Source organism: Nocardioides mangrovi, assembly GCF_020073815.1.
Taxonomy (GTDB): Bacteria; Actinomycetota; Actinomycetes; order Propionibacteriales; family Nocardioidaceae; genus Nocardioides; species Nocardioides mangrovi.
In genome coordinates, this window is the sequence record NZ_JAIQZJ010000006.1 from 120169 (window position 1) to 144192 (window position 24024).

Annotated in this window: 26 protein-coding genes; 21 read left to right on the forward strand and 5 right to left on the reverse strand. The window is 71.1% G+C overall.

Annotated elements, in window-relative coordinates:
- Positions 1-3: 3 nt before the first annotated feature.
- The 14 genes from K8U61_RS11460 to K8U61_RS11525 all read left to right on the forward strand — a co-directional run bounded on the left by K8U61_RS11460 (position 4) and on the right by K8U61_RS11525 (position 12895).
- Positions 4-1320, forward strand: coding sequence for an MCE family protein (locus K8U61_RS11460; RefSeq protein ID WP_224123152.1), 1317 nt, complete (start codon positions 4-6; stop codon positions 1318-1320).
- Positions 1317-2411: an MCE family protein gene (locus K8U61_RS11465; RefSeq protein WP_224123153.1), complete on the forward strand. Its 1095-nt coding sequence runs from the start codon at positions 1317-1319 to the stop codon at positions 2409-2411. Before K8U61_RS11460 ends, K8U61_RS11465 begins: the two co-directional genes overlap by 4 nt.
- The gene (locus K8U61_RS11470) at positions 2408-3409 is read left to right on the forward strand and encodes an MCE family protein (protein ID WP_224123154.1); all 1002 of its coding nucleotides are present in this window, start codon (positions 2408-2410) and stop codon (positions 3407-3409) included. The genes K8U61_RS11465 and K8U61_RS11470 overlap by 4 nt, the downstream gene beginning before the upstream one ends.
- Entirely contained in the window at positions 3409-4659 is a 1251-nt protein-coding gene (locus K8U61_RS11475) for an MCE family protein (protein WP_224123155.1), read from the forward strand. Before K8U61_RS11470 ends, K8U61_RS11475 begins: the two co-directional genes overlap by 1 nt.
- A complete protein-coding gene (locus K8U61_RS11480) occupies positions 4656-5981 on the forward strand; it encodes an MCE family protein (protein WP_224123156.1) in 1326 nt (441 codons plus the stop codon). The genes K8U61_RS11475 and K8U61_RS11480 overlap by 4 nt, the downstream gene beginning before the upstream one ends.
- Positions 5978-7243 (forward strand): MCE family protein, encoded by a 1266-nt coding sequence (locus tag K8U61_RS11485; RefSeq protein ID WP_224123157.1) that lies wholly within the window; start codon positions 5978-5980, stop codon positions 7241-7243. Before K8U61_RS11480 ends, K8U61_RS11485 begins: the two co-directional genes overlap by 4 nt.
- The gene (locus tag K8U61_RS11490; protein ID WP_224123158.1) at positions 7240-7761 is read left to right on the forward strand and encodes an Rv1363c family protein; all 522 of its coding nucleotides are present in this window, start codon (positions 7240-7242) and stop codon (positions 7759-7761) included. The genes K8U61_RS11485 and K8U61_RS11490 overlap by 4 nt, the downstream gene beginning before the upstream one ends.
- Positions 7758-8483: a hypothetical protein gene (locus K8U61_RS11495; protein WP_224123159.1), complete on the forward strand. Its 726-nt coding sequence runs from the start codon at positions 7758-7760 to the stop codon at positions 8481-8483. Before K8U61_RS11490 ends, K8U61_RS11495 begins: the two co-directional genes overlap by 4 nt.
- A 63-nt stretch (positions 8484-8546) precedes the next feature.
- Positions 8547-9524 carry an NAD(P)/FAD-dependent oxidoreductase gene (locus K8U61_RS11500; protein ID WP_224123160.1) on the forward strand — a complete coding sequence of 326 codons (978 nt, stop codon included), beginning with the start codon at positions 8547-8549 and terminating at the stop codon, positions 9522-9524.
- Positions 9525-9527: 3 nt separating this feature from the next.
- Positions 9528-9719 (forward strand): ferredoxin, encoded by a 192-nt coding sequence (locus tag K8U61_RS11505; RefSeq protein ID WP_224123161.1) that lies wholly within the window; start codon positions 9528-9530, stop codon positions 9717-9719.
- Between the two features lie 3 nt (positions 9720-9722).
- Complete coding sequence (locus tag K8U61_RS11510) at positions 9723-10634, forward strand: 3-oxoacyl-ACP reductase (protein WP_224123162.1); 912 nt, start codon at positions 9723-9725, stop codon at positions 10632-10634.
- Positions 10635-10636: 2 nt separating this feature from the next.
- Positions 10637-11401: an SDR family NAD(P)-dependent oxidoreductase gene (locus K8U61_RS11515; protein ID WP_224123163.1), complete on the forward strand. Its 765-nt coding sequence runs from the start codon at positions 10637-10639 to the stop codon at positions 11399-11401.
- 10 nt (positions 11402-11411) lie between these two features.
- Positions 11412-11909, forward strand: coding sequence for a pyridoxamine 5'-phosphate oxidase family protein (locus K8U61_RS11520; RefSeq protein ID WP_224123164.1), 498 nt, complete (start codon positions 11412-11414; stop codon positions 11907-11909).
- Between the two features lie 8 nt (positions 11910-11917).
- Positions 11918-12895, forward strand: a complete 978-nt coding sequence (locus K8U61_RS11525; protein ID WP_224123165.1) for an alcohol dehydrogenase catalytic domain-containing protein — start codon at positions 11918-11920, stop codon at positions 12893-12895.
- Between the two features lie 16 nt (positions 12896-12911).
- Here the strand turns inward: K8U61_RS11525 and K8U61_RS11530 are convergent, their stop codons facing one another.
- Positions 12912-13394 (reverse strand): hypothetical protein, encoded by a 483-nt coding sequence (locus K8U61_RS11530; RefSeq protein WP_224123166.1) that lies wholly within the window; start codon positions 13392-13394, stop codon positions 12912-12914.
- Positions 13395-13481: 87 nt separating this feature from the next.
- On the opposite strand from K8U61_RS11530, the gene K8U61_RS11535 reads away from it, so the two are divergent.
- Both K8U61_RS11535 and K8U61_RS11540 read left to right on the forward strand, forming a co-directional pair.
- Positions 13482-14156 carry a VOC family protein gene (locus tag K8U61_RS11535; protein ID WP_224123167.1) on the forward strand — a complete coding sequence of 225 codons (675 nt, stop codon included), beginning with the start codon at positions 13482-13484 and terminating at the stop codon, positions 14154-14156.
- A 7-nt stretch (positions 14157-14163) separates the two neighbouring features.
- Complete coding sequence (locus tag K8U61_RS11540) at positions 14164-14541, forward strand: YdeI/OmpD-associated family protein (RefSeq protein WP_224123168.1); 378 nt, start codon at positions 14164-14166, stop codon at positions 14539-14541.
- 55 nt (positions 14542-14596) lie between these two features.
- On the opposite strand, the gene K8U61_RS11545 is transcribed toward K8U61_RS11540, so the two are convergent.
- Positions 14597-15205: a TetR family transcriptional regulator gene (locus K8U61_RS11545; RefSeq protein ID WP_224123169.1), complete on the reverse strand. Its 609-nt coding sequence runs from the start codon at positions 15203-15205 to the stop codon at positions 14597-14599.
- A gap of 188 nt (positions 15206-15393) precedes the next feature.
- Between K8U61_RS11545 and K8U61_RS11550 the strand changes: the two genes are divergently transcribed.
- Genes K8U61_RS11550 through K8U61_RS11560 form a run of 3 tightly spaced genes read left to right on the forward strand, consistent with a single transcriptional unit; the run spans position 15394 to position 18498 of the window.
- On the forward strand, positions 15394-16647 hold the full coding sequence (locus tag K8U61_RS11550; protein ID WP_224123170.1) for a glycosyltransferase family 4 protein: 1254 nt from the start codon (positions 15394-15396) through the stop codon (positions 16645-16647).
- Entirely contained in the window at positions 16634-17383 is a 750-nt protein-coding gene (locus tag K8U61_RS11555) for a class I SAM-dependent methyltransferase (RefSeq protein WP_224123171.1), read from the forward strand. The genes K8U61_RS11550 and K8U61_RS11555 overlap by 14 nt, the downstream gene beginning before the upstream one ends.
- Positions 17383-18498, forward strand: a complete 1116-nt coding sequence (locus K8U61_RS11560) for a prenyltransferase (protein ID WP_224123172.1) — start codon at positions 17383-17385, stop codon at positions 18496-18498. Before K8U61_RS11555 ends, K8U61_RS11560 begins: the two co-directional genes overlap by 1 nt.
- Here the strand turns inward: K8U61_RS11560 and K8U61_RS11565 are convergent.
- A complete protein-coding gene (locus K8U61_RS11565; protein WP_224123361.1) occupies positions 18457-19101 on the reverse strand; it encodes a class I SAM-dependent methyltransferase in 645 nt (214 codons plus the stop codon). The two genes, K8U61_RS11560 and K8U61_RS11565, sit on opposite strands and share 42 nt — an antisense overlap.
- A gap of 20 nt (positions 19102-19121) precedes the next feature.
- The gene (locus K8U61_RS11570; RefSeq protein WP_224123173.1) at positions 19122-20375 is read right to left on the reverse strand and encodes a hypothetical protein; all 1254 of its coding nucleotides are present in this window, start codon (positions 20373-20375) and stop codon (positions 19122-19124) included.
- A gap of 93 nt (positions 20376-20468) precedes the next feature.
- On the opposite strand from K8U61_RS11570, the gene K8U61_RS11575 reads away from it, so the two are divergent.
- Positions 20469-22523, forward strand: coding sequence for an acyl-CoA dehydrogenase family protein (locus tag K8U61_RS11575; protein WP_224123174.1), 2055 nt, complete (start codon positions 20469-20471; stop codon positions 22521-22523).
- Between the two features lie 76 nt (positions 22524-22599).
- Positions 22600-23631, forward strand: a complete 1032-nt coding sequence (locus tag K8U61_RS11580; RefSeq protein ID WP_224123175.1) for a methyl-accepting chemotaxis protein — start codon at positions 22600-22602, stop codon at positions 23629-23631.
- Here K8U61_RS11580 and K8U61_RS11585 read toward each other — a convergent pair.
- Positions 23606-23944, reverse strand: coding sequence for an STAS domain-containing protein (locus K8U61_RS11585; RefSeq protein WP_224123176.1), 339 nt, complete (start codon positions 23942-23944; stop codon positions 23606-23608). The genes K8U61_RS11580 and K8U61_RS11585 overlap by 26 nt on opposite strands.
- Between the last annotated feature and the right edge of the window lie 80 nt (positions 23945-24024).

Below are 24024 nucleotides of genomic sequence, written 5' to 3' on the forward strand. Positions count from 1 at the left end.
CCGATGCTGGTGAACATCTACCACGACAGCCCCCGGGAGCACCGGCGGCTGCTGGTGGCCGGCGTCGTCTTCCTGACCGTGATCGCGCTGCTCATCGGCCTGTCGATCGCGATCTACCAGAAGGTGTTCACCCACGTCACGACCATCACCATCAAGGCCGACCGGGCCGGCCTCCAGCTGACCAAGTTCGGCGACGTCCGCATCCACGGTGCCCTCGTCGGGCAGGTGCGCAAGGTCTCCCAGGACGGTGACGACGCGGTCATCACGGTCGCCCTCGACCCCGACCAGGCCGAGCAGATCCCGGACAACGTGTCGGTCGAGATCCTGCCGACCACGCTCTTCGGGCAGAAGTTCGTCTCCTTCGTCTCGCCCGACCACCCGTCCGGCACCCCGCTCGCCGACGGCGACGTGATCCCGGCCGACCGGGTCACCACCAACGTCGAGCTCAGCCACATCCTGGCCAACCTCTTCCCGCTGCTGCGCTCGATCCAGCCGGCCGATCTCAACAAGACCCTCAACGCCCTGGCCACCGCCCTCGGCGGCCGCGGCGAGGAGCTCGGCCGGACCATGGACCAGCTCGACTCCTACCTCGGCGCGATCGGCCAGCACCTGCCCACGCTGCGCGAGGACCTGGTCCGGCTCGCCAACGTGGCCGACACCTACGACCTCGCGGCGCCCGACCTGCTCGACGTGCTCAAGAACGTCACGACCACCGCGCAGACGGTGATCGACAACAAGGAGCAGCTCTCCACCTTCTTCTCCGACCTCGGCGGCCTCGCCGACACCTCCACCCGGGTGCTCCGCGACAACTCCGCCAACCTGATCCGGATCGGCCAGGTCACCGAGCCGGTACTCAACCTGCTCGCGACCTACTCGCCGGAGCTCCCGTGCCTGATCGAGGGTGCCGCCAAGTACGCCCCGCGCCTGGCGAAGACCTTCGAGGGCAACCAGATCAAGCAGTACATCGAGTTCGGCACCCCGCAGTACCACGCGTACGACGAGGACGACCGCCCGACGTACGGCGAGGTCGGGCACGGCCCGTGGTGCCTGGGCCTGCCCAACCCCCAGGTGCCGTCGCCGCCGATCGCGCTCGACCAGGGCAGCGACATCGACGAGCACCCGCCGACCAGCCCCCTCCCGACCTTCCTCCAGGGCGCCAACCGCGTGGGCGCCGACTACTCCGGCAGCTCCGGCGAGCAGCAGATCCTCAACACGATGCTCGCCGAGGCGACGGGCAGGAACGTCGACACCTTCGGCTCGCTCGGCTCGCTGCTCTACGGCCCGGTGGTGCGTGAGTCGACCGGAGGTGGGGCCTCGTGAGCCGCAACTCCACGACCATCGCCGCCGGCATCAAGCTCGCGATCTTCACGGTCGTCTCGATCCTGGTCACCGGCCTGCTCGCGGCGATCATGGGCAACATCGGCTTCGGCGCCGGTACGACGTACCAGGCGATCTTCACGACCGCCTCGATGCTCCAGAAGGGCGACGACGTGCGCGTCGCCGGCGTGAGCGTCGGCGAGGTGAAGAGCGTCGAGCACTACGACCGGACCGAGGCGCTGGTGACCTTCCGGGTGAAGGCGGACGTCCCGCTGACCACCGCGTCACGCGCCGAGATCCGCTACCTCAACCTGGTCGGCGACCGCTACCTCGCGCTGGAGGAGGGCTCCGACGCCGACGCCGAGCCGCTCGGCTCCGACGACACGATCCCGGTCAGCCACACCCAGCCGGCGCTCGACCTGACGACCCTCTTCAACGGCTTCCAGCCGCTCTTCCAGGCGCTCGACCCGCAGCAGGTCAACGACCTGAGCATGAACCTCGTGCAGGTGCTCCAGGGCGAGGGCGGCACCGTCCAGGGGCTGCTGCAGAAGACCGCCTCGCTCACCAACACCCTGGCCGACCGCGACCAGCTCATCGGCCAGGTGGTCGACAACCTCACCCAGACGCTGACGACGGTCGACAGCCGGCACCAGCAGCTCAACGACCTGGTGGTCTCGCTCAAGAACTGGATGGGTGACCTGGCGCGCGACCGCGGCACCATCGGGTCGTCGCTGAAGAACATCTCCAGCCTGACGACCGTCGTCGCCGACCTGATCAAGCAGGGTCGCCCGCTGGTGAAGTCCGACGTCGCGAAGCTGCGCCAGCTCGCCGCGCTCCTCAACGAGAAGGAGAGCCGCAAGCAGGTGATCGACCTCCTCGACCGGCTGCCGGAGTCGATGACCGACCAGACCCGGACCGGCACCTACGGCTCTTGGTACAACTACTACATCTGCGGGTTCAGCGGCCGCATCACGCTCCCAGCCGGCCTCGGTGACATCCCGGGCGTCAAGCAGATCATGGGCGCGCTCAACAACATCGAGTTCCACTCGACCGCACCGCGCTGCAACCAGGCCTCCGGAGGTGACTCCCCGTGAGCCCGACCCCCGCACGCAAGGCCGAGCTCCGCGTCCTGCGGTTCGGCGCCATCACCGTCGTGGTGATGCTGCTGATCATGGCGGCGGCCTTCAACCTGTCCCAGTTCCCCGGCTTCCGGGGCACGACCTACCACGCGGAGTTCGCCGACGCCTCCGGCCTGCACACCGGCAACATGGTCCAGGTCGGCGGCATCCGCGTCGGCCGGGTCACCGACATCTCCCTCGAGGACAGCAACACGGTGCTGGTGTCCTTCGAGGTGGACAACGGCGTCGACTTCGGCACCGACAGCCGCGCCTCGATCGAGGTGCTCAACCTGCTCGGCGAGAAGTACCTCGACCTGCAGCCCGCCGGTGACGGACAGCTCTCGAGCGACGACGTGATCCCGGTCGACCACACCGAGTCGGCGTACGACATCGTCGGCGTGTTCGGCGACCTGACCAAGACCACTGAGCGCATCGACACCGACCAGCTCAGCAAGGCCCTCAACGTCGTCGCCGACACGACCAACAAGGCAGCGCCCGAGATCGAGTCCAGCTTCCGGGGCATCGCCCGGCTCTCGCAGTCGGTCGCCTCCCGCGACGAGCAGATCCAGCAGCTGCTGAAGAGCTCGCAGAGCGTCAGCAAGGTGCTCGCGGCCCGCAGCGCGGACCTCGTCGACCTGATGAAGCACAGCGACCTGGTCTTCAAGGAGGTCCAGCGCCGCAAGCAGGCCGTCCACCTGCTGCTGGTCAACGCGCGCAGCCTGGCGGACGAGCTGAAGGGCGTCGCCGACGACAACCAGGACCAGATCGCGCCGGCGCTCAAGGAGGTCGACTCGCTGCTCTCGCTGCTCAACAGCAAGCAGAAGGAGCTCAAGGACACCCTCGCCGCGCTCGGCCCCTACGTGTCCATCCTCGGCAACATCATCGGCACCGGTCCGTGGTTCGACGCCTACGCGTCCAACCTGCTCGGGATCCCGACCGGTGAGTTCGTCCCCGGTCAGCTGGAGGGCAACTGATGGCCATCCGAACCGGTATCCGCCCACGCCTGAGCGGCCGCCTGCTCGCGGTCGCGATGGCCGTCCTGCTGCTCGTCGGCACCTACTTCCTCGTGCTTCGCGACGACACCCAGACCAAGACGCTCACCGCCCACTTCTCGCGTGCGGTCAGCGTCTACCAGGGCACCGACGTCCGGATCCTCGGCGTCAACGTCGGCCGGGTCACCTCGGTCACCCCCGAGGGTGACTCCGTGAAGGTCGTCATGGAGTACGACGCGCAGTACCAGGTGCCCGACAACGCTAAGGCCGTCGTGGTCACGCCGACCCTGGTCGCGGACCGCTTCGTGCAGATCACGCCGGCCTGGAAGGACGGCGACACCCTGATGGCCGACGGCGCGGACATCCCGCTGCCCGACACCGGCGTCCCGGTCGAGCTCGACCGGATCTACGCCAGCCTCAAGGACCTGTCCGAGGCGCTCGGGCCCAACGGCGTCAACAAGGACGGCACCCTCGACCACGTGCTCGCCGCCGGCGCCCACGCCCTCAAGGGCAAGGGCAAGCTCGGCAACCAGATGCTCACCCAGCTCTCCCAGGCCGCCCAGACCTTCGGCGAGGGCAGCGGGCCGCTCTTCGACACGGTCAGCCAGCTCGCCGACTTCACCACCACGCTGGCGCGCAACGACGCGTTCGTGCGCGCGTTCGTGAAGGACCTCGCCGGCGTCTCCGGTCAGCTCGCCGGCGAGCGGACCGAGATCCAGCAGGCGCTCGGTGCGGTCGCCGACGCGGTCGGCACCGTCAAGTCCTTCGTCAACGACAACCGCGACGCCCTGGTGACCGACGTCGAGAAGCTGACCCAGGTCATGAAGACGATCAACTCCGAGAAGGACAGCCTCGACACCGCGCTCCGGGTCGCCCCGACGGCGATCGGCAACCTCGCCCTCGCCTACAACAACCGGACCGGCACCATCGGCTCGCGGATCGGGATCAGCGGCAACGTCTGGGACGCCGACGGGTTCCTCTGCGGCGTCGTCCAGCAGACCCAGCTGCCGAAGACCAGCAAGGACCTCGCCTGCTCGCTCTTCAAGCAGCTCCTCGAGCCCGTCGAGGACCAGCTGCCGACGATCCCGCCGAGCGGCGCGGCCCGCACCGCGACGGGGGAGTCGAGCCGCCACTCCGGCACGCACGCCCAGCGGCGCGCCGCCCAGGTCCAGAACCAGTACACCTCCACCGAGGACCCGACCCTCGCCGGGTTGATGGGCGGGTCGTCGTGACGGCCCGGCTCGCGCGCTGGGTGGCGCTGCTCACCGGCCTGGTCCTCCTCTCGGCCGGCTGCAAGTTCGACGGCGCCTACGACCTGCCGCTGCCCGGCTCGCCGGTCGACGCCGGCAACTCCTACGAGGTCACCGCGGAGTTCCACGACATCCTCAACGTCGTCCCGAAGTCGCCGGTGATGGTCGACGACGTCACCGTCGGCGAGGTCACCGACGTCGAGCGGATCGGGTGGAACGCCAAGATCACCATGCGGATCAAGGACGACGTCGACCTCCCGGCCAACGCCATCGCCGACATCCGGCAGGTCAGCCTGCTCGGCGAGAAGTACGTCGCGCTCGAGCCCCCGTCGGACGGCTCGGCCGAGGGCAAGCTCGCGGACGGCGACAACATCCCGCTCTCCGCCACCGGTCGCAACCCCGAGGTGGAGGAGGTGCTCGGGGCGCTCTCGTTCCTGCTCAGCGGCGGTGGTGTCGGCCAGCTCGGCACCATCACCCACGAGCTCAACGAGGTGATGGACGGCCGCACCGACCGGCTGCGTCACCTGCTCGCCAACCTCGACAGCGTCGTCGGCACCATCGACGACCAGAAGGACGACATCGTCAACGCGATGGACTCCCTCAACCACCTGACGTCCACGCTCAACAAGGAGAAGGACAACATCACGGGGGCGCTCGACGTCGCGGGTCCGGCCGTCCAGGTGCTCGCCGCCCAGCACGACGAGCTGATCGCGATGCTGACCTCCCTGCAGCGCCTCGGCGCCGTCGGCACGCGCGTGATCGGGCAGAGCAAGGACGACATCCTGGCCTCGCTCGACCACCTCCAGCCGATCCTCCAGCAGCTCTACAACGCGGGAGACAAGCTCGCGCCCGGCCTCAACCTGCTGGTCAGCTTCCCCTTCCCGAAGGAGGCCTCGGAGGTCGTCAAGGGCGACTACGCCAACACCTCCATCCGCGCCGACATCAACCTGGAGAACCTCCTGCCGGCCGGCAGCTCCGGCGGTGGCATCCCGGGCGTCGATCCCGGCAAGACCGTCAACCAGGTGCTCAAGTGCCTGCGCAGCGGCGAGCTCACCAGCAAGGCCTGCCAGAAGGTCCTCAACTCCCTCAACCTGGTCAAGAAGCTCCGCAAGGCGTGCAAGAAGGACAAGTACGCCGACAACCCGGTCTGCACGATCATCAACACACTGCCGGGGGCCGGCGGCCTGCTCGACGGCGTGGGCGGGGCGCTCGGCGGTCTGCTCGACGGCCTCGGCGACGCCCTCACCAGCGGCACCGCGAGCAGCAAGCCGTCCGCGGACTCCCTCTTCGGAGGTGGGCAGTGAGCCACGGCATCAAGATCCGGATCGCGGCGTTCCTCGTGCTCAGCGCCGTCGGCATCGTCTACATGGCCGGCTCCTACCTCGGCCTGGTCGACCGCGTCCTCGGCCGGGGCCTCACCATCCACGCCACGCTCCCCACGTCGGGCGGCCTCTTCGAGGGCAGCGAGGTCACCTACCGCGGCGTGAAGATCGGCAAGGTCGCCAAGATGCAGGCGACCGAGGAGGGCGTCACCCTCGACCTCGCGCTCGAGGACGGCACCCAGCTGCCCTCGGACTCGCCGATGTACGTCCACAACCTCTCGGCGGTCGGCGAGCAGTACCTCGACTTCGAGCCGCCGAACGACGACGGGCCGTACGCCGAGGCGGGCGACACGCTGCACGGCACCGCGGACTCGCTGCCCGTCGACGAGGGCGACCTGCTCGTCGAGCTCAACAAGTTCGTGAGCTCGGTGGACAAGAAGAACCTCCAGGTGGTCGTCAAGGAGCTCGGCGACATGTTCGACGACACCGGCCGGCCGCTGCAGCGCCTCCTCGACAACGGCAGCGCCTTCATCCGCGAGGCCGCCGCGCACACCGACGACACGATCCGGCTGCTCGACCAGGGCAAGCGGGTGCTGCGCACCCAGCAGGGCCAGAGCGAGAACATCCGCAGCCTGGCCAGCAACCTCAACAGCCTGACCGGCGCCCTGGCGGCGAGCGACGACGACCTGAACGACGTCCTCGACGGCACCCCGGGCACCGCCCGCGCGATCGACGGGCTGCTCAAGGACCTCGAGCCGACGCTGCCGGTGCTGCTGGCCAACGCGGTCAGCGTCAACCAGGTCGTGATGACCCACCTGGCGGGCACGGAGCAGCTGTTGGTGACCTACCCGCGGGTGATCTCGGCGGGGTTCACGGGCACGCCGGGTGACGGCTACGGCCACGTCAACCTGCAGTTCGACCAGACCCCGCCGTGCTCGGAGGGCTACAAGCCGCGCAGCCAGTGGCGCTCGCCGCAGGACCTCACGGACTCGCCGATCTACCCGGCGCAGTGCACGAGCGGGCCGCCGTACGTCATGCGTGGTCCGAAGTACTCGCCCGACGAGTCGGGCAACAGCTCGCCGGGGCGCGTCTACCGTTCGTCCTACGACCCCGGGACGGGGGTCGTCGACGGAGCGGTCGACCGGCACGGCAACGCCGTGCACCTCATCGACCCGAGCAACCTGTCGCTCCTGGGAGGGAACGCATGGAAGTGGCTGTTGGCAGGTCCGGTGACGGACTGGTGAGCTCCACCGGACGACGGCCGGGCCGGGTGACCCTGATCGCCCTCGGCCTGGTGACGCTGCTGCTGGCCGCGCTCTGCGTGGTCGGCGGCGTGCTCGTCGTCCGCGAGCACCAGGACCGGCAGGACGCCGCCGACGACCAGGCGCGCTACGGCGACGTGCTGGCCTCGGCCCGCGCCGAGGTCGAGGCGATGATCAACATCGACTACCAGGACGCCCAGGCGAGCATGGACGCGGTCGCGGCGGGCGCGACCGGCGACTTCGCGAAGCAGTACGACAAGAAGACGCCCGGGGTGCTCGACCAGCTGAAGAAGGCCCGGTCGGTGATGGACGGGAAGGTGCTCTGGGCCGGGGTGGAGGACATCGACGCCGACTCCGCCACCGTGATCGCGGCGACCACCGGCACGGTCAGCAACGCCAACACGGGGGACAAGCCGGTCGCCCGCAGCTTCCGGATCAAGGTGAGCCTGGTCCGCGAGGACGGCGCCTGGAAGACGTCCGACCTGGAGTTCGTGTCGTGAGCGGCGACAGGCGCAGGCTGCGCTCCAGCAACCCGTCCGGCCGGCCGCGGAAGGTCGCCGGGCAGCGGCCCACCCCGGACGGCGAGCCGGGGTCCGCCGAGGAGCCGGTGGTCGAGCCCGACGCGATCCCCGTGGAGGAGGCAGGGGACACCCCGCCGCCGTCCGTGCCGCCCCCGAGTGACGACACGCCGGACGAGCCGCAGCCTCGGCGCCGCAGCCGGCTGCTGATCGGCTTCGTGGCGGCGATCGTGATGCTCGCGCTGGTCGCGGCCGGCGAGATCGTCTACCTGGTCCGGGACCCGGACCCGACCGTGTCGGCCTCGCGGCCGGTGGTCACCGGCGACGTGACGACCCGTGCCGCGGTCGACGCGGCGGCCCGCTCGGTGGAGCAGATCCTGTCGACGACGTACCAGGACTACGACAACCAGGTCGACCAGGCGACGTCCAAGATGACCGACACCTTCGCCGAGCAGTACCGCACCACCGCGGAGGGGCTCGCCGACAAGTACGCCGCCGAGAAGCTGAAGATCACCGTCAAGGCGGTCGACCAGGGCGTGTCGCAGGCCTCCGGCAACGAGGTGCAGGCGCTGCTCTTCCTCAACCAGTACGTCGAGAAGGTCGAGAAGGGGCAGCCGAAGACCGGGGTGGCGCAGTACCGCGCGCTGGTGACCGTGGTGCACACCGACCACGGATGGCTGGTGTCGAACATCGAGACGCAGTAGGGTTCCGAAAACTAGAACACGTTATAGTTGAAGCGTGACCCCTCGAGGAGAAGGATCGCCCGCGTGACCGCGCAGTCCGTCGACACCGACCTCCTCGTCATCGGCGCAGGCCCCACGGGCCTGTTCGCCACCTACTACGCAGGCTTCCGCGGCATGCGGGTCGCCGTGGTCGACTCGCTGCCCGAGCTCGGCGGCCAGATCACGGCCATGTACCCCGAGAAGGCGATCCTCGACGTCGCGGGCTTCCCGACCGTCAAGGGCCGCGAGCTCGTCGAGGGGCTGGTCGAGCAGGCCTCGACCGCGGAGCCGACGTACCTCCTCGAGCGCACCGCCGCGAGCCTCACCGAGGACGCCGACGGCGTCACCGTCGGGCTCGACGACGGCACCGAGGTCCGGGCCAAGGCGGTGCTGATCACCGCGGGCATCGGCAAGTTCAGCCCGCGGCCGCTGCCGGCCGGCGAGGACTGGATCGGCCGTGGCCTCGAGTTCTTCGTGCCCAGCTTCCAGCCGTACGCCGGCAAGGACGTCGTCATCGTCGGCGGCGGGGACAGCGCGTTCGACTGGGCGCTGCACCTCGAGCCGGTGGCCGCCTCGATCACCCTGGTGCACCGCCGCGACGCGTTCCGGGCCCACGAGCGCACCGTCGAGGCGGTCCGCGCCTCACGGGTGGAGATCGTGACCAAGGCCGAGGTCTCCGCGATCCACGGCAACGGCACCGTCGAGTCGGTCGACATCACCGTCGAGGGGGAGACCACCACCCGGCCCGCGCAGGCGATCGTGGCCGCCCTGGGCTTCGTGGCCGACCTCGGACCGATCCAGCAGTGGGGGATCGAGGTGCAGAAGCGGCACGTCGTCGTCGACCCGTCGATGCGCACCAACCTCACCCGGGTCTTCGCCGCCGGCGACATCACGGAGTACCCCGGCAAGGTCCGGCTGATCGCCGTCGGCTTCGGCGAGGCCGCGACGGCGGTCAACAACGCAGCGGTCGTGATCGACCCGAGCGCCCACGTGTTCCCCGGTCACTCCTCGGAAGGGAGCTAGGAAATGAAGATCAAGGTCGACTTCGACCTGTGCGAGTCCAACGCACTGTGCGAGGCGATGGCGCCCGAGGTGTTCGAGCTGGACGACGACGACTACCTCCAGCTCAAGACCGAGGAGACCACGCCCGAGAACATCGAGGCCGTGAAGCGCGCGGTCGCCGCGTGCCCGCGCGCCGCCATCTCCCTGGAGGACTAGGACTTGAGCACCTCTCTCGACGGCAAGACCTCACTGGACGGGAAGGTCGCGATCGTCACCGGGGCCGGAGCCGGCCTCGGGCGTGCCGAGGCGCTGGCCCTGGCCGACGCCGGGGCGCGGGTCGTGCTCAACGACCTCCCCGGTGGCGCCGACGAGGCGGCCGAGGAGATCCGCTCCCGCGGCGGCGAGGCCACCATCGTCACCGGCGACGTGGGGGAGCGGGCCACCGCCGACGCCATGGTCGCCGCGGCGGTCGACGGCTTCGGCGGGCTCGACATCGTGGTCAACAACGCGGGCGTGACCCGCGACCGGATGCTCTTCAACATGTCCGACGAGGAGTGGGACCAGGTGGTGCACATCCACCTGCGCGGCCACTTCCTGCTGACCCGCAACGCCGCGGCGTACTGGCGCGCGCGGGCGAAGGAGTCCGGCCCGGTCGGGGCGAGCGTGGTCAACACCGCATCCGAGGCCTTCCTCTCGGGCCCGCCCGGACAGGCCAACTACGGCGCCGCCAAGGCCGGCATCGCCGCGCTGACGGTCTCGACCGCGCGGGCGATGGGCAGCAGCGGCGTCCGCGCCAACGCGATCTGCCCGCGGGCGCGCACCGCGATGACCGCGCAGGTCTTCGGCGAGGACACCTCGGGCGAGGAGGTCGACCCCTACTCGCCCGACCACGTCGCGCCCGTGGTCGCCTACCTCGCCTCACCGGCCGCCGAGCGGATCACCGGCCAGGTCTTCGTCGTCTACGGCGGGATGGTGGCGCTCGTCGCCGCTCCCGTCGTCGAGCAGCGCTTCGACAAGTCCGGGCTGCTGTGGACCGCCGACGACCTCGACAAGCAGCTCGGCGGCTACTTCACCGACCGGGATCCCTCCCTCGGCTTCGCCGCCGACTCGATCATGAAGCTGAAGGTGTGAGCATGGCTGGCAATGGACGACTGGCAGGCAAGGTCGCGATCGTCACCGGTGGCGCGATGGGGCAGGGCGCCGAGATCGTCCGGCAGTTCGTCGCCGAGGGTGCGAGGGTCGTGATCGCCGACGTCGCCAAGGAGCAGGGCCAGGCGCTCGCGGACGAGCTGGGCGCCGACGCCCACTTCGCGGCGCACGACGTCAGCGACGCCGCCTCCTGGGCGACGCTCGTCGAGGACGCCAACGCCCGCTTCGGGCCGGTCAACGTGCTCGCCAACAACGCCGGCATCCTCCGCTTCGGCGAGATCGAGAAGATGCCCGGCGACGAGGTCGAGCTGCTCTGGCGGATCAACCAGATGGGCTGCTTCCTCGGCATGCAGGCGGTCACCCGCACGATGCGCAAGAACGGCGGCGGCTCGATCATCAACGCCTCGTCCGTCGAGGGCCTCGCGGGCATGCCGGGCTGCACGGCGTACGCCGCGACGAAGTGGGCGATCCGTGGCATGACCAAGTGCGCGGCGATGGAGCTCGGGCCCAAGGGCATCCGGGTCAACTCCGTGCACCCGGGCATGATCGACACCCCGATGACCCGCGTGCACGGCGGCGACGCCGCCATGGAGTACGGCGCCTCGAAGGTGCCGCTGCGCCGGGTCGGCCACCCCGAGGACATCGCCCCGCTCTACGTCTTCCTCGCCAGCGACGAGTCGTCGTACATCAACGGCGCCGAGATCGCGATCGACGGCGGCGTCACCTCGACCCACGGCTTCGGCGGCTAGGCGGCCTGGCGTGGCCAACCAGCGCGGCCAGGTCGTGATGTCCGACGACGAGGTCGCGGAGTTCCTGGTCCAGCAGCGGTCCTCGACGTTCGGCACCTTCGGCCGTGACGGACAGATCCACCTCGTCGGCATGTGGTACGCCGTCATCGACGGCGTGATCTGGTTCGAGACCAAGAAGAAGGCCCAGAAGACCGTCAACCTGCGGCGCGACCCGCGCTGCTCCTTCCTGGTCGAGGCGGGGCACACCTACGACCAGCTCCGGGGCGTGGCCATCGAGGGCACCGCCGAGGTGGTCGAGGACGAGGCCGTCGTCTGGGACGTCTGCGTGAACATCTTCGAGCGCTACAACGGCGAGTACACCGAGGAGATGAAGCCGTTCGTGGAGTTCATGGCCCACAACCGCGCCGCCGTCCGGCTGGACGCCGGGCGGGTGCGGTCGTGGGACCACCGCAAGCTCGGCCTGCCGGCCATGGAGGTCGGCGGCTCCACCGCGGCCTTCCTCGAGTAGGGCCGCCGGTGCGCGCGGCGACGGTCGTGGCCGGCGGCGGGCTGACGGTCGGAGAGCTGCCCGACCCGACGCCCGGGCCGGGGCAGCTGCTGGTGCGGGTGCGTGCCTGCGGCATCTGCGGCTCGGACCTGAAGACCGCCGGGCTGCTGCCCGACGGACCGGTGCTCGGCCACGAGATGGCCGGCGAGGTGGTCGCCGCCGCCCCCGATGTGGCCGCGGACTGGCCGGTCGGCAGCGGCGTGGTGAGCATGCCGGTGCGCGGGTGCCAGTCCTGCGCGGACTGCGCCGCCGACGACCCGGCACGCTGCTCGACGGCCGCCCTCCTCGGGGTGGGTGGCGACGCCGGCGCCTTCGCCGAGCTGGTGGCCGTGTCCGCCGCCGAGTCGGTGCCCTGGTCGGGCACCTTCGAGCTCGGCGCGCTCGTCGAGCCGGTCGCGGTCGGCCTGCACCTCGCCGAGGCCGCCGGCCTCAGGGCCGGCCAGCGGGTGCTGGTCGTCGGCGCCGGGCCGGTGGGCCTGGCGGTCGCGATGTGGGCGGCGCACCGCGGCGCGGCCGAGGTCGTCGTGTCCGACCCGTCGCCCGATCGCCGCCGCGACCTCGCCCACTTCGGCGCGACCCGCGCGGTCGACCCGGCCGTGGACGACCTCGGGACGGCGTACGACGTGGTCGTCGAGTGCGTCGGCCTGCCCGGCATGGTCGACCTCGCGATCAACGCGCTGCGGCCACGCGGCCGGGCCGTGATCGCCGGCGTCTGCATGGAGGCGGACCCCTTCTGGCCGGTCGTCGCGGTCACGAAGGACGTCACGCTCGCCTTCGCGTCCTACTACACGCGCGCGGAGTTCGCGGAGGCCGCCCGCGTGCTCGCCACCGGCGAGCTGGACGCGAGCGCACTCGTCACCCGCACCGTGTCGCTCGACGAGCTGCCCGAGGCGTTCGCCCGGCTGCGCACGGACAAGGACGAGCGGAAGGTGCTCGTGCTGCCCTGAGCCGGAGCCCGCCGGGTCAGCAGGTGATGCTGGCCCGCACGTCGTTGGTGAGCTGCTGGGCCTCGAGCTCGATCACCGACAGTCCGGCCTTGAACTGCTGCATGTGCGTCGCCTCGCCGAGGGCGACGGCCTGGTCGGCGATCTCCTGGGAGCGCGGCTTGAGCTTGGCCTTGAGGTCGGCGGAGAGGTCGGACACGGCCTGGGCCAGGGCCTTCATGGAGTCCGCGGCGTCCTCGAGGCTGGCGTGGGCGGCCTCGAGATCGTGGTCCTTGAGGTGCGTCTTGACGGCGGTGAGGTCGGTCGACGCCTCCTGGTAGGCCGAGCAGACCGCCTTGCCGCCCGCCACCGGGGAGCCTGTGGCGCTCGGCGCCGTGCTGTCCGCCGTCGGCGTGCCGCTGCTGGAGGTGTCCGACCCGTCGCTGCTGCAGCCGACCAGGGCGGCGGCGAGCGCGGCGGCGCAGGGAAGGAGGAGCAGGCGGTGCGGGCGTGACAACGGCATGCGCACGAGTGTGCCGGTCGGCTCCAAGCGTCCGCGCACCGGGTTAATCGGATGCCGTGCCCCGGACGGGTGGTTAGCGTCGGCCGCATGGCCCTCGACCTCGCGGCTCTGACCTTCGCGACGCCCGACCCCGAGCGCCTCGCCGGCTTCTGGGCCGGCGTGCTCGGCGACCACGGGGCCGGCTTCGAGCTGCGCTTCGTCCGGTCGGACGAGCCGAAGCGCGGTCCCAACCAGGTCCACTTCGACCTCGGCAGTCGGTCCTGGGAGGAGCAGGCCGCGACCGTCGAGCGGGTCCTCGAGCACGGCGGCCAGCACCTCGACATCGGTCAGCTGCCCGAGGAGCTGCACGTCGTGATGGCCGACCCGGACGGCAACGAGTTCTGCGTGACCGAGCCCGGCAACAACTTCCTCGCCGGCTGCGGCCTGATCGGCTGCCTGTCCTCCGACGGCAGCCAGGCGGTCGGCTACTTCTGGTCCGCGGCGCTGGGCTGGCCGCTGGTCTGGGACCAGGACGAGGAGACCGCCATCCAGTCGCCGGCAGGTGGCACCAAGATCTCCTGGGGCGGCCCGCCCTTCAACGAGAGGACCGGCCGCAACCGCCTCCACCTCGACCTGGTCCCGTCCGCCGACAGCGATCTCGACGCCGAGGTAGCGCGCCTCCGCGGACTCGGCGCGACCCGCCTCGACCTGGCCGCCTGCGACCCTGCCGGCGTGGTCCTGGCCGACGTGGACGGCAACGAGCTCTGCGTCCTCCCGGGCTGACCGCCTCGTGACCACCATCGACGGCGAGCCCGTCCTCGACCGGCCCTCGATCGCCGAGGTCGAGGCGTACTTCGAGACCGCCCCGCCCGAGGCTCGCGCGGTGTGGCTGCGGCTGACCCGCAAGGGTGTCGAGCCCGCCTCGCTGACCGCGGACGAGCTGGTCGACGTCGGTCTGTGCTTCGGCTGGGTCTCCGCCGTACGCCGGCGCGGCGACGACGACACCTACCTCCAGCGCTACACCCGGCGCCGACCCGGCTCGAAGTGGTCCCGACTGAACATCTCCAAGGTCGAGCGCCTCACCGCCGAGGGCCGGATGCGGCCCGGGGGACTCGCCGAGGTCGACGCCGCCCGGGCGGACGGCCGCTGGGACAACCCCTGGACCTGAGCCCGGGCTGAGCCAGCGACGGTCCGGTCGCGGCACAGAGGCTGCGCGCTGAAGGTCAGTCGCGCAGCAGGAGCTTGACCGCGACCTCGATCTGCTGGCCGGTCTCGGCGGCGGACGTGCGCCCGGTGACCCAGCCGACGAGGGCGGAGAGCCAGACGTCGCCGATCACGCGGGCGATCGCGACGTCCTCCTCGGTGAGCTCGTCGGCGGGACGCTCGGGGTGCATGACCCGGGTCAGCATCGAGGTGAGCAGCATGCCGACCTGGTGGATCTCGGCGGCGACCGAGGAGTCGGCGAACATGAAGGCGCGGGTGAGGGCCTCGGTGAGCTTGGCGTCGCTCTGCATGCCGCGGGTGGTGCGCTTGAGGACGTTGATCACCCGCTCGGCGGTGGTGTCGCCGTCGACGGGGTGCTCGCGCATGAAGACGTCGGTGCGCTCGAACTCGCGCTGCAGCGCCGAGACGAGCAGGTGGATCTTCGAGGGGAAGTAGCGGTAGAGGGTGCCCAGCGCCACGTCGGCCTGCTCGGCGACCGCGCGCATCTGGACCGCGTCGAAGCCGCCCGAGGAGGCGAGCTTGATCGTGGCGTCCAGGATGCGCTTGCGGCGGTCGCGCTGGGCCGCGGAGCCCAGGTCCTCGACGGCCAACGAGTTGGCACTGCTCACAAAGTCCCCCTGGGGCGGTAGTCGCGGAACGCAATCGGTCCGCCCGAGTCTAGTAAGGGCCGGACATGTTCCGCTGGTACAGACCGTTAGGCTAGCAATCCACGGTATAAAATAGGAACACGTTCCACTTCGGCTGGCACCGCGTGTCATCGCACCCCGGCCTCCAGACTCACAGAAAGAGGGTGCGGATGCGGGTCGCACTGCTGTCCTATCGGAGCAAGCCGCACTGCGGCGGGCAGGGCATCTACATCCGGCACCTCAGTCGTGAGCTGGTCGCCCTCGGGCACTCCGTGGAGGTCTTCTCCGGCCAGCCCTACCCGGAGCTCGACCCCGGGGTGGAGCTGACCAAGCTGCCGAGCCTCGACCTCTACCGCGAGCCCGACCCCTTCCGGGTGCCGAAGCTCAAGGAGTTCCGCGACCGCATCGACGTCGAGGAGTTCGCGACCATGTGCGCGGCCGGCTTCCCGGAGCCGAAGACCTTCAGCCTGCGCGTCGTCCGCGCTCTGAAGGAGCGCACCGACGACTTCGACATCGTCCACGACAACCAGGTGCTCGGCTACGGCATGCTCGACATCGAGAAGCTCGGCCTGCCGCTCATCACGACCCTGCACCACCCGATCAGCTACGACCGCCGCATCGACATCAAGGCGGCCCGCAACCCGTGGCGCAAGTTCACCCTCAGCCGCTGGTACGGCTTCGTGAAGATGCAGGCCCGGGTGGCCCGCCAGATGCGCAAGATCATGACGCCGTCGGAGACCTCCAAGCGCGACATCGCCCGCGACTTCGGCGTCGACCCGGCCAAGATGCAGGTCATCCTGCTCGGCGTCGACGACATCTTCGTGCCGCCGACCAAGCCGCGCGTGCCCGGCCGGATCATGGCGATGGCCAGCGCCGACGCTCCGATGAAGGGCATCGCGACGCTGCTCGAGGCCTTCGCCAAGCTCCGCACCGAGCGCGACGTCGAGCTCTTCCTCGTCACCAAGCCGACGCCCGGCGGGCGCACCGAGAAGCTCATCGACAAGCTGTCGATCCGCGACTCGGTGAAGTTCGTCCACGGCATCAGCGACGCCGAGCTCGTCGAGCTGATGGGCTCCGCCGAGCTCGCCTGCGTGCCCTCGCTCTACGAGGGCTTCTCGCTCCCGACCGCCGAGCTGATGGCCTGCGGCACCCCACTCGTCGTCTCCGACGCCGGCGCGATCCCCGAGGTCGTCGGCCCCGACGGCCTCTGCGCCGACCTCGTCACCCCCGGTGAGGTGGGCGAGCTCGAGGTCGCGATCGCGGCGCTGCTCGACGACCCCGAGCGCCGGGCGCGCTACGGCGTCGCCGGCCGCCAGCGGGTCGAGGAGCTCTTCAGCTGGCGGGCCGTGGCGCAGAAGGTCGCCGCGGCGTACGACGAAGTGATCACGGACTACCAGGAGGAGCGCGCCCGTGCTGACCGTTGACTTCGACCGGCTGGGCCTGCGGCCCGGCGAGCGGGTGCTCGACATGGGCGCGGGCGGCGGACGGCACGCGTTCGAGATGTACCGGCGCGGCGCCGACGTCATCGCCTTCGACATGGACGCCGACGAGCTGGCCGGCGTGCTGGAGATCTTCGGCGGCATGAAGGAGAACGGCGAGGTCCCCGAGGGCGCCCAGGCCGACATCAAGCAGGGTGACGCGCTCGAGCTGCCCTTCGCCGACGGTGAGTTCGACCGGATCGTCGCGGCCGAGGTGCTCGAGCACATCCACGCCGACGTCGACGCGATCAAGGAGCTGGTCCGCGTGCTGCGGCCTGGCGGCACCCTCGCGATCTCGGTGCCGCGGTGGCTGCCCGAGGTCATCAACTGGAAGCTCTCCGACGACTACCACAACGCCGCTGGCGGCCACATCCGGATCTACACCGACCACGAGCTGATCGACAAGGTCACCAAGGCCGGCAAGTACAACGACGGCCAGCCCGGCGACGCGATGGTCTTCGAGGGCAAGGACTACGCCCACGGCCTGCACGCGCCCTACTGGTGGATCAAGTGCGCGGTCGGCGTCGAGAACGACAACCACCCGCTGGCGAAGGCCTATCACAAGCTCCTGGTCTGGGAGATCATGAAGCAGCCGAAGACGCTGCAGGTCGCGGGCAAGGTCCTCGACCCGCTCATCGGCAAGAGCATGGTCCTCTACTTCCGGAAGCCCGAAGTCGTCTGATGAGCCTCCCGTACGTCGACGGGATCCTCTCGGCCGAGCAGGTGGCCGACACGGCCGCGGCGATCAAGGCCATGCAGGAGCCGTGGGGCGCGGTGCCGTGGACTGTCGGCGAGCACGTCGACATGTGGAACCACGTCGAGGCCGCGATGGCGATGCTGGTCGGCGGCGAGGTGGAGGCAGCCGAGCGCGCCTACGCCTGGATGCCGGGGCTCCAGCGCCAGGACGGTTCCTTCCCGATGAAGATCGTCGGCGGCATGCCCGAGGACGAGCGCGGCGACGTCAACATGACGGCCTACCTCGCCGTCGGGATCTGGCACCACTGGCTGGTCCGCCGCGACATCGGCTTCGTGCACCGCTACTGGCCCGTCGTACGCCGCGCGCTCGACTGGGTGGTGTCGCTGCAGACCGAGTGGGGCGGCATCCGGTGGACCCCGGTCGACGACTTCTGCCTGCTCACCGGCAACGCCAGCATCTACCAGTCCCTGCGGGCCGGGGTCGCGCTCGCCGACCTGCTCGACGACCCGCAGCCCGAGTGGGAGCTGGCGGGCGGCCGGCTCGGCCACGCCGTGCGCGAGCACCGCGACCACTTCGAGGACAAGTCGGCCCACTCGATGGACTGGTACTACCCCGTCCTCGGCGGTGCGGTCCGCGGTCGCGCGGCCTTCGAGCTGCTCGACAGCCGCTGGGACGACTTCGTCCGGCCCGGCCTCGGCATCCTCTGCGTCGACACCAACCCCTGGGTCACGGGCGCGGAGACCTGCGAGCTCGCGATGGCGCTCGACATCCTCGGTGACCACCGCCGCGCCCTGACGCTGCTCAAGGACATGCAGCACCTGCGCGAGAGCGACGGGCGCTACTGGACCGGCTGGGTCTACGACGAGGGTGCCGAGACCGACGAGCCGCGCGACGTCTACTGGCCTGTCGAGCACACGACGTACACCGCCGCCGCCGTGATCCTCGCGGTCGACGCGCTCGGCGAGGTCGCCGGCCACAGCACCGCCGGGTCCGGGATCATGCGCGGCACCTCGCTGGCACCGCACTTCGCCGAGCTCGCGCTCGAGTGCGGCTGCCCGTCAGCCGACGCCGTCGCCGGCGTCCCCGGCCGTACGTCGTAGCACCCGCATCGAGCCCAGCGCCTCCACCTCGGTGAAGGCGCCGCCCTCGAGCGCGCGCAGGAAGACGTGGTACGGCGGCTGCCCGCCGTCGGCCGGGTCGGGGAACACGTCGTGGATGACGAGGAGCCCGTCGCGCATCACCCACGGCGCCCAGCCCGAGTAGTCGTTCTGGGCGTGGATCTCGGCGTGCCCGCCGTCGATGAAGAGCAGCGACAGGGGCGTGCGCCAGAGCGCGCTGACCGTGGTGCTGCGGCCCACGACAGCGACGACCTGGTCCTCGAGGCCGGCCCGGGCGATGGTCTTCCGGAAGACCGGCAGGGTGTCCATCAGCCCGAACTCGTCGTCGACGAGCGACGCGTCGTGGTGCTCCCAGCCGGCCTGGTTCTCCTCCGACCCGCGGTGGTGGTCGACGGTGAGGACGGTCCCGCCGACCTCGCGGGCCGCAGCGCCGAGGTAGATGGCGGACTTGCCGCAGTAGGTCCCGACCTCGAGCACCGGGCCGTGCGGGAGCTGCTCGCGGGCCCAGCGGTGGAGCAGCTGGCCCTCGTCCTCGGGCATGAAGCCCTTGGCGTCGAGGGCGTGGGGGAGCAGGTCGGCCGGCATCTCGGTCACGAGGACGCACCCTAGGGGACGGCGACCGACTCCCGGAGGGCGGACACGGCGGCGAGCAGCTCGGCGTCGGTGACGGGCGTGCCGGTGGGGTGTCGCGGGCCGACGTCGCGGACGACGGCGAGACGCAGCTCGTAGGGGCCGGCGACCACGTGTGCGATGCGGGTGCGCATCGCCGACTTCTTGGCCGGCGGCTCGACGACGTCGACGACACCGTCGTCGGTATGCAGCTTCGTGATCTCCGCGGACCGGGGGTAGCGGCGCTCGAGGTGTCGCTCGCGGACCTCCTCCGCGCTGGCCTGGTCGGCGGCGTACCGGATCTCGAGCACCGCGAAGGTCCGGCGCTCCTGGACGGGCTTGGCGACCTTCGCCGCCCCCGAGCGCTCGCAGCTGCTGACGTCGGCGCCGGTCCAGGGGTCGTCGGCGATGAGCGAGGTGTCGACGACGAGCGGCTCGGCCGGCGGTCCGCCGAGCGCCGTGAACACGTCCGCGCTCAGCGCCACGCACGGCTCGACGTACGCCGCGCCGCCGAGCGTGCCGGTCGCGTCGGTGTTGGTCGGGCGCGGGCCGGCGGTCGCGGTGCCGTCGGCCAGGTGCTGGTCGACGACCGTCCGCAGGTCCACCATCAGCGGCGTCTGCTCCTGGCGGCTGGGGCCTTCGGGGTGCTTGCGCCCGTTCTCGACGTCGTAGCGCGCCTCGACCAGCACGCGGTCGCTGCGAACCTCGAAGTCGCCCTCCGCCTTGTCGTAGCGCAGCAGGCCGCCGGTGCCCGGCACCGGGTCGGCCTCCTTCGCGACGTGCGACCAGCGGCGGGTGGCGAGCCGGTCGGAGGGCAGCTGGGTGACGGTCAGCCGCAGCGAGTGGGCGCCGGGGTCGTCGAACCAGTAGGTGCACTCGGTGGCGAGGCCGCCGTACGCGAAGGCGCTGGCGCCGGTGAACTCGGCCTGCGTCGGGGTGCGGGTGAGGTACTGCTGGCGCACGTAGGCCTGGCTGCCGAACTCGCCGAAGATCTGCGTCACGTCGTCCTTGGGGACGAGGTCGCAGGCGTAGACGAACGCATCGTCGCCGACCAATACCTGGTCGTCGACCGCGTCGCCGGGATCGGCTGGACTCGGCGTCGCAGCGTCCGAGGACGGCTCGGCCGGCGCGACCGCCGCGGAGAGCGGGTTGTCGGGCTCCAGGAGGGCCACGGTCACCGTGATCAGCGCCGCGAGCACCACCAGGGCGACGAGCGCGATCAGCTCGTCGCGATGCGACCGACCTCCCACGGCTGGGAGATGCCCGCGACGTCACATGGGCAAACCGCGCGCGGGACCGTTACGATCTAGAACCTGTTCTACTTCGTTACCCCTGGGAGTCACATGTCGATCGGGATCTCCGACGAGCACGTCGAGCTGGCGGCCAGCCTGCGCAAGTGGGCGGCCGACCTGCGGGGACGTGAGCTCGCCCGCGCCGCCGAGGGGGCGGAGGGGGAGAGCTTCGCGTCGGTGTGGGCCGCCGTGACCGAGATGGGCATCGCGACCATCGGGCTGCCCGAGTCGGCCGGCGGCGGTGGGGGCACCACCCTCGACGTCGCCGTCGCGCTGGAGGCCTGCGCCCACGAGCTCGTGCCCGGCCCGCTCCTCGGACCCGCGGTCGCGGCCGCCGTCCTGGGGGAGGCCCACCCCGAGGACGCGGTCGTCGGGATCGCCCTCGACGGCGTGCTCTGGGACGCCCCGTCGGCCACGCACGTGCTCGCCGAGAGCGGCGACGCGTGGGTGCTGCTTCCGCACGAGGCGGTCGAGGTCGCCCCGGACACCGGACTCGACCTGACCCGCCGCTTCGGCACCGTGACGGTCGCCGACGCCTCCGCCGGGCGGCCCGTCGCGGGCCTGACGACCGAGCGGGTCCGTCGTACGGCGGTCACGCTCGGCGCCGCCGAGGCGGCCGGCGTCGCCCGGTGGTGCCTGGCCACGGCGGTCGACTACGCGAAGGTGCGTGAGCAGTTCGGCCAGAAGATCGGCAGCTTCCAGGCGATCAAGCACCTCTGCGCGGAGATGCTCGAGACCGCCGAGTCGGTCACCGCTGCCGCCTGGGACGTCGCGTCTGTCGACCCGGCCGACGAGGCGCAGTGGACCTTCGCCGCGGACGTCGCGGTCGCGGTCGCCTTCGACGGCGCCGTCGAGGTCGCCAAGTCCTGCATCCAGGTGCTCGGCGGGATCGGCTTCACCTTCGAGCACGACGCCCACCTCTACCTGCGCCGCGCCCTCGCCCTGCGCGGCCTGCTCGGCGGCCGCGACGCTGCCGCGGAGCGGCTGACCGGCGCCGCCGTCGACGGCGTACGCCGGCGCGTGCACCTCGACCTGGAGGGCCGCGACGAGCCGATCCGCGACGAGGTCCGGGCGACCGTCGAGCGGATCGCGGCCGAGCCGGAGGAGTCGCGGCGCGCGGCCTTCGTGGAGACCGGCTACCTGACGCCGCACTGGGCCGCGCCGTACGGCCTCGGTGCCGACGCGGTCACCCAGATCGTGATCGACCAGGAGCTGGCCCGCGCCGGGCTGACCCGGCCGGACATCGTCATCGCCGGGTGGGCGGTGCCGACCATCCTCGAGCACGGCACCGACGAGCAGCGGGAGCGCTTCGTGCGGCCCTCGCTGCTCGGCGACCTGGTGTGGTGCCAGCTCTTCTCCGAGCCGGGCGCCGGCTCCGACCTCGCCTCACTGCGCACCAAGGCGGAGAAGGTCGACGGCGGCTGGCGGCTCAGCGGCCAGAAGGTGTGGAACTCCGTCGCCGAGCGCGCCGACTGGGGCATCTGCCTGGCGCGCACCAACCCGGACGTGCCCAAGCACCAGGGCATCAGCTACTTCCTCGTCGACATGAAGAACACTCCTGGCATCGACGTGCGGCCGCTGCGCGAGATCACCGGCAAGGCGCTCTTCAACGAGGTCTTCCTCGACGACGTCTTCGTGCCCGACGAGCTCGTCGTCGGCGAGGTCGACGACGGCTGGAAGCTGGCCCGCACCACCCTCGCCAACGAGCGGGTCGCCATGGCCACCAGCCGGCTGAGCAGGAGCACCGAGCGGGCCATCGAGCTGGTCGGTGCCGGCGCGTCGAGCGCCGAGCGGGTCGCCGTGGGTCACTCGATCGCCCTGGCGACCGTCTGCTCGCTGCTCGGGGTGCGCTCGACCATGCGGTCGCTCGCCGGGCAGGGGCCGGGTGCGGAGTCGAGCGTGGCCAAGCTCCTCGGCGTACGCAACCGGCAGGAGGGGGCCGACCTGGTCGTCTCGCTGCACGGCGAGCGGGTCGTGCTCGACGCCGACGAGGTCCGCGCGGACGTCTGGGAGATGCTCAACACGCGGTGCCTCTCGATCGCCGGCGGCACCACCCAGATCCTGCGCAACGTCGCGGGCGAGCGGATCCTCGGGCTGCCCCGCTGACGGTCCGGTGACCAGACCACCCTTCCGGGTGGGCCTGATCCCTCATCTTCCGCGCGGGCCTGCCGAAGCGGAGGACGTGCCCGAGAGAGTCGTACGCCTGGCCGACGAGGTGTCGTCGGTGACGAAGGCACGGTTGACGCAGGTCGCCGGCGTCGCCAAGTCCACCAAGATCCTCGCGATCAACGCCTCCATCGAGGCCGCCCGAGCCGGTGAGTCCGGCGCCGGTTTCGCCATCGTCGCCCGTGAGGTCGGCCGGGTCGCCGACACCGTCCGCAACCTCTCCACCGAGCTCGACGAGCAGCTCGCGCCGCTGGTCGAGGAGCTGTCCGCCCTCGGCGCCGCTCTCGTCGAGCAGGTCCGCGGCACCCGGCTCGCCGACCTCGCCCTCAACGCCGTCGAGCTGATCGACCGGAACCTCTACGAGCGCTCCTGCGACGTCCGCTGGTGGGCGACCGACTCCGCCATGGTCGAGGCCTGCGCCGCCGGCGCCGGCACTGCCGAGGCCGCGCACGCCTCGCGCCGGCTCCAGGTGATCCTCTCCTCCTACACCGTCTACCTCGACCTCTGGGTCGCCGACCGCGACGGCCGCGTGATCGCCCACGGCCGCCCGGACCGCTTCGCCTCCGTGCTCGGCTCCGACGTCTCCCGCGAGCCGTGGTTCGCCCAGGCGATGGCCACCACGTCGGGCGCGGACTACGTCGTGGACGACGTCAGCACGCAGCCGCTGCTCGGGGGGTCCACGGTCGCGACGTACGCCACCGCGATCCGAGCCGGTGGCGAGGAGCGCGGCGAGGTCGTCGGCGCGCTCGGGATCTTCTTCGACTTCGCGCCCCAGGCGCACGACATCGTCGCCGGCGTCCGGGTCTCCGAGGACGACCGCGACGTCACCCGTGTGCTGCTCGTCGACGCCGACCACCGGATCCTCGCCGCCTCCGACGGCCGCGGCGTGCTCACCGAGCGGCTCGACCTCGGGCCGGCAGGCAGCACCAAGGTCGGGTCGTTCACCCGCGGGGACGGCGAGGTCGTCGGCTTCGCGCTGACGCCCGGCTACGAGACCTACCGAGGCCTGGGGTGGTACGGCGTCATCGTGCAGCGGCCGCGCGACTGAGCGGGTCGCCGAGCAGGTCGGCGCGCCTGACCAGGTCGAGGAGGCGACGTACGGCGGGGGAGGCGGCGCCGATCTCCACCGACCCCTCGCCGAGCAGCACTCGCTGGAGCTTGACGAGCACCCCGATGGTCGAGGCGTCGCAGAAGGTGACCTCGGCGAGGTCGAGGTGGAAGTCGCGGCAGCCGGCGGCGATGGCGTCGTCGAGCTCGGTCGTCAGCGTGGGGGTCGTGGCGATGTCGAACTCACCGACCGCGCGCACCTCGGCGCGTGGTGGATTGATCCGGACGTCGGCGACGCCGAAGAGATGGTCCATCTCGGTCCCGGTCGAACAATGGTCGAAAGCCGGGAACGGAGGCGCCTTGGTCGGCGGGTCACGAGGAACTCTCGGCTCTT

Coding starts and splice junctions, on each gene's coding strand:
- K8U61_RS11565 (WP_224123361.1), bottom strand. CDS start 19,101: ATGCCGGCCGACCTGCTCCCCCACGCCCTCGACGCCAAGGGCTTCATG.
- K8U61_RS11535 (WP_224123167.1), top strand. CDS start 13,482: ATGGCCCTCGACCTCGCGGCTCTGACCTTCGCGACGCCCGACCCCGAG.
- K8U61_RS11505 (WP_224123161.1), top strand. CDS start 9,528: ATGAAGATCAAGGTCGACTTCGACCTGTGCGAGTCCAACGCACTGTGC.
- K8U61_RS11530 (WP_224123166.1), bottom strand. CDS start 13,394: ATGCCGTTGTCACGCCCGCACCGCCTGCTCCTCCTTCCCTGCGCCGCC.
- K8U61_RS11560 (WP_224123172.1), top strand. CDS start 17,383: ATGAGCCTCCCGTACGTCGACGGGATCCTCTCGGCCGAGCAGGTGGCC.
- K8U61_RS11460 (WP_224123152.1), top strand. CDS start 4: ATGCTGGTGAACATCTACCACGACAGCCCCCGGGAGCACCGGCGGCTG.
- K8U61_RS11475 (WP_224123155.1), top strand. CDS start 3,409: ATGGCCATCCGAACCGGTATCCGCCCACGCCTGAGCGGCCGCCTGCTC.
- K8U61_RS11575 (WP_224123174.1), top strand. CDS start 20,469: ATGTCGATCGGGATCTCCGACGAGCACGTCGAGCTGGCGGCCAGCCTG.
- K8U61_RS11550 (WP_224123170.1), top strand. CDS start 15,394: ATGCGGGTCGCACTGCTGTCCTATCGGAGCAAGCCGCACTGCGGCGGG.
- K8U61_RS11585 (WP_224123176.1), bottom strand. CDS start 23,944: ATGGACCATCTCTTCGGCGTCGCCGACGTCCGGATCAATCCACCACGC.
- K8U61_RS11515 (WP_224123163.1), top strand. CDS start 10,637: ATGGCTGGCAATGGACGACTGGCAGGCAAGGTCGCGATCGTCACCGGT.